Genomic DNA, 4,045 nt, shown 5'->3' with positions numbered 1-4,045 from the left:
GCTGGGGGGGGGGGGGTTGGGGCCCGGGGGCGGCTTGCCGGGTCAGCATCGCGACCGTGGAGTGGCTCCACCTTGCGGATGCACCGCCCCTCACGGCCCTGGGCGAGATCGACGGAACGAGACTCCGCGACCGGCCCTGGACAGCCGGGATCGACGTCGACGTCCTGCACCAGGCCCCGGCATCGGCGGTCCTGGCCGCGCGAGCGGTTCCCGGTCCGTCGGCACTCACCGCAAAGGGCCCGTCGACGAGCCGGCGGACCCTCATGAGCGTTCGCGGTCAGAGACCTCTCGGGGGCGGCGGCGGGATGGAGATCGAGGTCCCGTAGTTGCGGTACCCGCGATCGGTGTCGATGGCCGGCGCGCGGCCCTCCTGGAACAGGAGGATGATGTCGGAGCCGCCGAAGAGGAAGTAGCCGAACTCCTCACCCTTCGGCACCTGGGCGCCGACGGTCATCGTCATGTTCACCGAATCGACCTGCGCCATGCCGACCGGGACGATCGCGACCAGCCCGATGTTGCCGTAGGGGGAGTTGGCGGTGTCGATCACGATGACTCCGCGGGCCTGGGTGAACTCGTAGCCGTCGGCACTGTTGTCCGGGGCGTCGAACTGCCCGTCCTTGTCGATCGCGACGTCCAGGTAGGCGTTCTCGTGGATGGGGAAGCACTCCACCACCTGCCCGGCCACGGGGGTGTGGAAGCGGTGGTACGAATACGGAGCGAGGAAGTAGTGCACGAACGTCCCTTTGGCGAAATCTGCGCCGTGCTTACTCTTCTTACTGAGGAGTTGCGGGATCGTGGTGACTTCGTGAGTGAGCTTGAGCCGTACCGGGCTGTCGGCCGGGGGGATCACGATGGTGGATTTGTCGTCGATGCGGTACGTCTCCTTGTAGATGCAGTCGGCGGGCATGGTCACCGTGGCGTTGTGCTCCGGGGCGGTGATCGGCCGCAGGCCGGGGTTGAGCTCGCGGGCGAAGAACTGGTTGAAGGTGAGCCAGCCGCTCGGCTCGTTAGGCTTGCCGTCGACCATCGAGTCCTGGACGCGGTAGAGCGGCGCGAGCTTGAACGACTCCAGCTGCCCGGCGCTGAACGACGCCGGCGTGTCGAGGAATCTCCCCCACGCCGTGGTGTACCGAACCAACCAGTCCTTGAACCACGTATCGTTCTGCACGATCCGGTTGCCGTCGCCGACGACCTTCTGATGGATGAGGTAGTAGAAGTGGCACAGCCGGTCGTAGACCTCCTGCTGCCCGCCCTTGTCGTTGGACCAGGCGTCGCCGGGGTCCTGCCTCGGCGCCCACTCGGAGAACTCCGTCAGGTAGTCGAGGTAGCCGGGGACGTCCTTCGGCCATTTCAACGCCTTGAACAGCACGGGTTTGAGGCTCACCTCTGCAGTCGCCTGCGCCTGCTGGAGTGATTCCCCCAGCAGTTTGGCCAGGTCCTGGTCCTTGTCCAGCCTGTCCTTGAGTTCCTTGATCACCTCGGTCGAGGTGGGTGTGGCGGTCATCGTCGCTCTCCTGTCGTCGGTGGGGGTGGTGCCCTGTCGGCCGCGGTGGCCGCGCCTGCTGGATCCGTCGTGCACCTCGCCAGAGGGGGCCGGCTGCCCGCCGGACGGACGGTGGTCCATGGGACCGCGGAATTCCTCGTATGCGGGGCGATGTCGCGGAAGGTGTCCGGGTTGAACTCCCGGCCGGCGAGTTACCCCGGATTTCCTGGAACATCAGGTTCGTGGGGCCGGTGTCGACGTGGTGGACCCTGCCGTCGTTGGCTCCCGCAGGAAGAACCGCAGCCGGCCGTGGTCGCCGCACGTGCCGTCGTCGCGGCGGGCGCTGGCGCGGCGGCCATCCGGCCCCCAGCCGCGGCGGACCGACGTCCCACCGGATTTCGTGGCTCTCAATGGGTTTGGGCGATCTGTGAGTTGACCGCGCACCACTGGCCCTTCTCCATGTCACCGGTCGTGTTGTCCGGCACGTCGAAGGCGGCTACGGCACCCGGCTGGAAGACCAGGACCATGCTGGAGCCGCCGTAACTGAAGTAGCCCAGCTCGTCCCCCTTGTCGACCTTCTGCCCCGGCATGACGCCGATGGTGAGCGAGGAGATCTCGGTGATGCCGATGGGCATCACACAGACGACGCCGATGGGATCGGGACTCTTGACGAAGATCAGGGCGCGGGCGTTGACCGAGGCCTCGTAGATCTGCGACTGGGTTCCGGCATCCGGGTCGAACCCCGCCGATTCGAGTTCGGTGAACGTCAGCCCGTCGACCACCCGGGCACTGATGACCGTGCCGCCGACCGGGGTGTGCCAGCGGTGGTAGTCGCCGCCGGAGAGGAACGACTGGTAGACGTCGCCCCCGACGAAGCCGTCCGTCAGATCGCTGCCGTCCAGCATGTCGTAGAGGGAGTAGCGCTGGCCCTTGATCCAGAACTCGTCGCTGCGCTGCACGTTCCGCTGGATCTTGACCACGCTGCCGTCGTTGGGGGCAACGATGACCTTGGGATCCGTGCTGCCCGCGATCGGGCGCTTCTCGGGTCTGATCTGCCGGTGGAAGAAGTCGTTGAACGAGGCCAGGCCGCCGTAGGGCTGCGTGAAATCGACGTCGAAGTCGTCGAGCTTGAGCTTTTGCCGGGCATCCGGTGACAGCCACTGGCCGGTGGTCAGCACCTCGCGGCTGGCCGGGCTGTCCAGGTATGTGCACCACTCCCGCAGGATCCCCACGAGCGCCCTGTTGAGGTCCCTGTTGCGGAAGACCGCCTGGCCGGCCGGCGTGTACATCATGTCGACGAACAGGGCGGACATCGGAAAGTGGATCTTGTCGGTGTAGCGCGGGGCCCAGGTGACGATGGTGTCGAGGTGGTCGAGCAGGTCGGGGATGTCACGCACCCCGTCCTTCTTGAACTCCTTGGCCTGCTCGATCATCAGGCTCACGTACATCCGTACCACGGGATCCCGATCGATCAGCCTCGCCAGGCCGGCCACCGAATCATGCCGGACGACTGCTCTCTGCGCCCGCTGCCGCTCGACGTACCCGCCGAGTTCGTCCAGCCAGGCGTGGACGACGGTCCTGTCCGCCGGCAGGTACCCGGCGGCCCTGCCGAACGAGTTCCGGTAGCGGGCCTCGACGGCCTGCTCGGTCCATTGGTTGCCGTTGATGTACGTCACTGTGCGCCCTCCGCCCTAGCTGGTGAACTGAACGCACATGGAGGACCTGACTCCGCGTCCACGTTCGGCGGCACGACCCCGATCCGCGGCACACGGTGCCCCGCGGCCCGGACGAGGCTTTTCGGAACGTCCTCGAACCCGCCACTCCCCGATAGCATTATCCGCACACGACCTACATGATGTCCACCCGAGCCGTCACACAGAGTCACATCAGCCGGGCTGCATCGCGGGCCGACCGAGAGAGCGCAGTCCGAAATCCAGTGCCCCGACCGAGACGTCAGCGCCTTGCCGGGCATCTCACCGCCGATCCGGCCGGCCACCGCGTAAACCCGGGCCGGAAGTCCGGAGGGGAACAGCGCCTCGGCGGCCGGAGCCATCGAGCCGGCCGCGGACCTCACCGAATCGGCCAAGGGCTTAGCGAGGCAAAGCATTGCCTCCCACCCCGCGGCCCGCTGGTCCGGCATGGACTTTCCGGAAGAGGTACGGCATCAACTCCGTCGGCGCGAAGGGTCGTTGAAGGGCCGCTGGCGTGCCTCGCCGCCCACTCCTCCCCGGAGCGGCGGGAGGGACCGGCGGCAGTTTCTGCGGCCCCGCCGGCCTGCGGCATCGGGCGGTCGCGACGGCGCGGGCGCAGGCGGTCAGACGGCGTACACACTGCCGCCGAACTCCTGGGTCGACCTCCCACCCGGGGGGACGATGGCGATGACGTCCCCCGAGCAGTCGGTGCTGCCGTAGACGAGGGCGTATCCGTCGGTCTCGTTGTGGACGATGAACGGCCAGAGGTTGGGTTTCTAGTGCCGCATCAGGCAACGTTCGCCCTGGTGACGACGTCGCGTAGGCGCTCGTCGGTGGCGTGCTTGTTTCGCCAGATGATGTAGCGGCGGAT

2 protein-coding genes and 1 pseudogene are annotated in these 4,045 nt (G+C 67.2%); all 3 read right to left on the bottom strand.

The window, feature by feature from the left end; all coding sequences use genetic code 11:
* Positions 1 to 277 precede the first annotated feature (277 nt).
* Positions 278 to 1,504, bottom strand: coding sequence for a phosphatidylserine decarboxylase (locus ACFWJ4_RS41040; RefSeq protein ID WP_380554423.1), 1,227 nt, complete (start codon positions 1,502 to 1,504; stop codon positions 278 to 280).
* Positions 1,505 to 1,890: 386 nt separating this feature from the next.
* Positions 1,891 to 3,159 (bottom strand): phophatidylserine decarboxylase associated domain-containing protein, encoded by a 1,269-nt coding sequence (locus ACFWJ4_RS41035; RefSeq protein WP_380554420.1) that lies wholly within the window; start codon positions 3,157 to 3,159, stop codon positions 1,891 to 1,893.
* An 802-nt stretch (positions 3,160 to 3,961) separates the two neighbouring features.
* Positions 3,962 to 4,045, bottom strand: a pseudogene (locus ACFWJ4_RS41030) (transposase); the annotation flags it as partial.

The sequence above is a fragment of the Kitasatospora sp. NPDC127067 genome (assembly GCF_042724755.1).
Taxonomy (GTDB): Bacteria; Actinomycetota; Actinomycetes; order Streptomycetales; family Streptomycetaceae; genus Kitasatospora; species Kitasatospora lactacystinica.
This window is presented reverse-complemented; position numbering and strand designations above follow the sequence as displayed.